4 protein-coding genes are annotated in these 5,360 nt (G+C 35.6%); 3 read left to right on the forward strand and 1 reads right to left on the reverse strand.

From position 1 onward, the window contains the following. The 3 genes from Q0L29_RS09500 to Q0L29_RS09510 all read left to right on the forward strand — a co-directional run. Positions 1–2,974 (forward strand): TonB-dependent receptor (locus Q0L29_RS09500; protein ID WP_296621132.1); only part of this gene is annotated, 2,974 nt, incomplete at its 5' end. Positions 2,975–3,195: 221 nt separating this feature from the next. After that, positions 3,196–3,627 (forward strand): VOC family protein, encoded by a 432-nt coding sequence (locus Q0L29_RS09505; protein WP_296621134.1) that lies wholly within the window; start codon positions 3,196–3,198, stop codon positions 3,625–3,627. 276 nt (positions 3,628–3,903) lie between these two features. Beyond that, positions 3,904–5,001 (forward strand): zinc metalloprotease, encoded by a 1,098-nt coding sequence (locus tag Q0L29_RS09510; protein WP_296621135.1) that lies wholly within the window; start codon positions 3,904–3,906, stop codon positions 4,999–5,001. 75 nt (positions 5,002–5,076) lie between these two features. On the opposite strand, the gene Q0L29_RS09515 is transcribed toward Q0L29_RS09510, so the two are convergent. Further along, positions 5,077–5,304 carry an acetate--CoA ligase family protein gene (locus Q0L29_RS09515; RefSeq protein WP_296621137.1) on the reverse strand — a complete coding sequence of 76 codons (228 nt, stop codon included), beginning with the start codon at positions 5,302–5,304 and terminating at the stop codon, positions 5,077–5,079. Positions 5,305–5,360: the final 56 nt, after the last annotated feature.

Consider the following 5,360-nt stretch of genomic DNA (forward strand, 5'->3'; position numbering starts at 1 on the left):
GAATTTAACGGGTATTCTGCTCTTTCTTTCTTTCTTTTCTGTATCCGCAGGAGTATTTTCCCAAGAGCGCATCTCGGTACAAAAAACAAATACCACAATAGATGAGCTTGTGGACGTAATAGAGAAACAAACTGATTATCAGTTTTTTTATAATTCTAGCTTATCTAAGCAGGTTGGCTTCATTGATATTGATATAAAAGATGCCACGATTGCCTCTTTTCTTCAAGAACTTTCAACACAATCTAATTTAGAATATGCCATTAAGGATCAGATTGTTATTCTTAAAGAAGGCAAGAAAATAATTCAAAATACTACTACTATTCGTCAAACATTAAGTGGGACAATTAAAGATAGCAAAACGGGCGAAGCGCTAATTGGAGCCTCTGTATCCGTAAAAGGCACTTCCAAAGGAGTTGTGGCCGATGTAAATGGTAATTTTAATTTAGAATTAGAGTCTGGAAAATACACTTTGATGATTAGTTATATAGGTTATAAAACCAAAAACATATCAATTGAAGTACTTCCAGGACAAAACAAAGAAATCAATATTACCCTAGACAGAGAAGTGAGTTCAATGGATCAAGTAACCGTAGTGGGTAGCCGTGCGACTCCTCGAACTACAATGGAATCACCAGTACCGATAGATAATATCTCTGCCAGTGAATTGACCAACAGTGGACAAAGTGTATTGGATCAACAACTTATGTTCAAAGTTCCTTCCTACAATGCAACACAACAGCCCATTTCAGATGCTGCTGCCCATTTTAGTCCAGCTGGATTAAGAGGTTTATTGCCAAGTAGAACTTTAGTATTAGTAAATGGAAAAAGAAAAAATAGTTCTGCATTGGTTTACAGTTATGTTACTCCAGGACGGGGTGAAGTGGGTGTGGATATGAAAGCAATTCCAACAGCTGCAATTGAAAGAGTAGAAATATTGAGAGATGGTGCGGCCGCTCAATATGGATCAGATGCCGTTGCTGGTGTAATAAACCTTGTACTTAAAAAGAAATCTGATCCTTTTATAAATATGGGTTATAATGTAACTTCCGAAGGTGATGGCCAACAATATAATTTTGACACAGGTTTTGGGGTTGATATATTGGATAAAGGATATGCCAATTTTACTTTTAGTCAAATTGAACAAAAAAGAACACAGCGAGCAGGAGAAATTACAAGCCTTGAGGACGAAGCGGGCTATTGGGGTGTGACAGAAACTTCTGATTATTCTCTATCTGACTTAGATGGTTTTTTAACACGGAACCCATCTGCCGGCTTTCAAGTTGGCTTGCCAGATATGACTATCACAAGCTTTTCTTATAATACAGGCTACACATTACGTGAAGAAACAAATACAGAAATTTATTCATTTGGAACTTTAACAAATCGAACAGGATCAGCACCACAGTTTGCTAGAGTGCCTTATTGGGTACCAGGTTTTCAAGCCATATATCCTAATCAGGAGTTTTTTCTAGCTGAAATGGCACCACAAATTTTGGATAATACTTTTTCATTGGGAATAAGAAGTGATTTCAATGATTGGCATTTTGACTTAAGTTCTACTTTGGGTAAAAATAGAATTGATTACTATATTATTAATTCATTTAACCAATCTTTTGCAGGAGCAAGTCCTTCCAACTTTTATAATGGTGCTCATGAATTCAGTCATGTAGTTAACAATTTGGATATATCTCGTGCTTTCGAGCCAGCTGGAATAAATGCTCTGACACTTGCTTTTGGTGCCGAGCATCGAACAGAAAATTTTAAAATTGAAGCTGGTGAATTTGCATCTTATGGTGATGGCGAAGCACCTGATGCACAAGGTGGCAGAACAGGCTCAGAATCTTTTCCTGGATTTAAGCCTGAAAACGCTTCCAATAATTACAGAAGCAATTTAGGGTTTTATACAGAGTTAACTACTGACATAACTGATGGCTTTTTAGTAGGAGGAGCTGCACGTTTCGAAAACTACAGTGATTTTGGTCAGAATATTTCCTGGAAATTAAACAGTAGAGTTAAATTATATGAGGATAAAATTAATTTGAGAGCCTCTGTGAGTAATGGTTTTAGGGCTCCTTCACTTCACCAAATTTACTATACGGCCGTGACTACTACTTTAACCGAAAATGGTGTGGTTCAGAATGGTATATTGGAAAATGAAAACCCAGCCCTTAGAGCTTTAGGAATCCCAAAATTGCAGGCCGAAACCTCTTTTAATATTGGTGCGGGTTTAACTTTTAGAATTACTGACAGGATAGGCTTAACGGCTGATGTTTATCAAATAACAGTGGATGACCGAGTAGTTTTATCAGGGCAGGTGACTGCTACAGGTGATCCAGCATCGCCTATCGATCAGGTATTATCAGATGTGGGCGTAGGATCCGCAGGTTTTTTCCTTAATGCAATTGATACTAAAACTCAGGGTTTGGACATAGTACTTAGTTTTGATGATATTAAAGCTGGTAAAGGATATTTTGAAGGGAGTATTGCTGCAAACTTTAATGAAACAACAGTGGAGTCTATTAATTTACCAAACTTTATTGTTGAAAATGACTTAGAAAATAATATTTTCTCTAGAGAAGATGTTTCAAGAATGGAAACCTGGAGGCCACAGCAAAAGATTGTAGGAAATGTAAGTTACAATCTGGATAAGTTTTCTGCTACCCTTTCAAGTTTATATTATGGTTCTGTTACTTACCTATCGAATAATGAGGTAGATGACGCAACCTACTCTGGTAAAACAATACTAAATCTTAGCGTTTCTTATGAAATGAATGATAATGTTCAATTTACCATAGGTGTAAATAATATAGCCGATGTTTATCCAGACACTTTCAAAGAAGCTTATGCAGACAGAGGAGGGCATCCAACAGATAGAAATTTAGATTTTGTGGGAAGATTTAAATATCCGTGGCAAACGACTCAGTTTGGTATAGATGGAAGAAGATACTTTGCAGATATAAGCTTCAGATTTTAATCATTTAATTAAATGTTTAATTATAAAGAGAGCGCAGATATTGTGCTCTCTTTTTTTTATACTTTTCATTAACAAACGCTTACATAAACTACTAAATATCACTACCAAAAATTTACATCAATATACTAAATCTTGCGGATAGCCCGTAATCTTTCTAAATTGTAAATAATCTTTGAGGCTAATAAGCCTGTCAGGTTTCAACATCATAAAATAATAAAGACATGAAGTCATTACTCTCTGCCATTCTATTATTGTTCACTTTACAATTAGCTCAGGCTCAGGTGAAATTAAATCACATTGCCGTTTATGTAGAAGATCTAGCCGAGAGCAAATCTTTCTATTCAGATATTATTGGCCTAGAGGAAATTGAAGAGCCTTTTAAAGATGGCCTGCACGTTTGGTACAAACTGGGCAGTTCTCAATTGCATCTAATTGAAGGAGAATGGGAAGAGCCAACGCTTAATAAAAATAATCATTTATGCTTTAGTATTGACGACATGGAAAGTTCTATTAAAAACTTACGAACTGAAGAAATTGATTTTGAAAATTGGGTAGGTGAAGCCGGTAAAATAACCCAAAGAGTGGATGGCGTTCAGCAGATTTATTTCACTGACCCTAATGGCTATTGGGTAGAAGTGAATGATGATTATTAATAGTATAAAAATCATGAACGAAATGAAAATTAACTTTTAATGAATAATAATTCATAACTACCGGTTGCATTATTATTATATTATAGTTTACTTTTTAAAGGTTCATTGGGCAAATAATAGATTTTAATTTTCGATAAAAAACCATATTAATATTGCCAATACCCTGTATAATTAATTTATATTTCTCAATTAATCATTTCAATAAAATTTAATTTTGCTTATTGGGTTCAATATAAATTTATTACTTTGCGAAGATTTTAAACAAAACAATATATTATGAAAAAAGTATTATTAGCGTTAATCGCATTTACTGTTATGTTTTCTTCATGTAATAATGAAGAGGAAATAACAAGAAAGCAGGAAGTAGATGTTGATATGAGTGATTTCTATGTTTACACAGAATCTTCTGAATTTGTAAATGGAAGAACTTCAAATCAAGGGAAAAACTGTTTCTCAATGGCAGTTTTAAATCGAAACCTAAATGAAAACCCTGGTCTTTACCAGAAGATGTATAACATCGAAAAAAACACTAGAAAATTTATTGCTTCTAAAAAGCCTGATGGAGTCGGTAACGGAAATGGTAATGGTGGTGGAAACAATGGCGGAGATGATGGCGGAGACGGTGGAGGCACCGATCCGGTAGATGATGGATTAGGTGTTATTGACATCCCTGTTTATGTTCATGTGATTTATAGTAATTCGCAGGAAAACATCAGCGATGCTCAAGTTAACTCTCAAATCGCTGTATTAAATGCTGATTTTAATGCTACAAATGGAGATGCAAATAGTGTTCCTAGCGAATTTGCAGGTTTAGTAGCTGATTCTGATATTAACTTTACTTTAGCTGGAGTTACTAGAAAGGCATCAAGCAGATCTGAATGGGGTACAAATGATGACATGAAATTTGCTTCAAATGGTGGAGTTGATGTTGTAAATCCGGAAGGAGCTCTTAACATTTGGGTTTGTAACATTGGTGGCGGTATCTTAGGATATGCTCAATTCCCTGGTGGAAGTTCATCTACTGACGGTGTTGTAATTGCTCCACAATATTTCGGAACAACTGGATACGTTTCTGCTCCATTTGATCAAGGTAGAACAGGTACTCATGAAGTAGGTCACTACTTGAATTTACGTCATATCTGGGGAGATGGAAGATGTAAGCAAGATGATTTTGTTGCTGATACTCCTTCTTCAGACGGTCCCAATTACGGATGTCCTGCTTACCCAACTGTAAATTGCAGAAGCAATGACATGACTATGAATTACATGGACTATTCTAATGATGCATGTATGTATATGTTCTCACTTGGACAGAAAGAAAGAATGAGAGCAATCTTTGCTTCAGGTGGAGCGAGAGATGGGATGTTACTTTAATTAGTCGTTCTTTAATAAGTTTACAATTTTTGAAAATACAGTTAAAACCGAAGGAGTTTATATTCTTCGGTTTTTTTATGTCAATCTAATCCTAGCGTCCACAACTATTAATTCTTTTTCGTTTCCGATTAGCGGATTCATATCAATTTCTTCTATTTCTGGAGCTAAATGCACCAAGGATGCTAAACGAACCACAACATCAACAAATGCTGCTTCATTTATTCCTGCTCTGCCTCTATATCCTTTTATAATTGGATAAGTCTTTAATGACTGGACCATCTTTTCAGCCTCTCTTTTGCTCAAAGGAGCTAGCCCTGTCTCTTATACACATCTCCGAGCCCACGAGACGCTCATGAATC

Origin of the sequence: Marivirga sp., from assembly GCF_024636815.1 — a bacterium.
Taxonomy (GTDB): domain Bacteria; phylum Bacteroidota; class Bacteroidia; order Cytophagales; family Cyclobacteriaceae; genus Marivirga.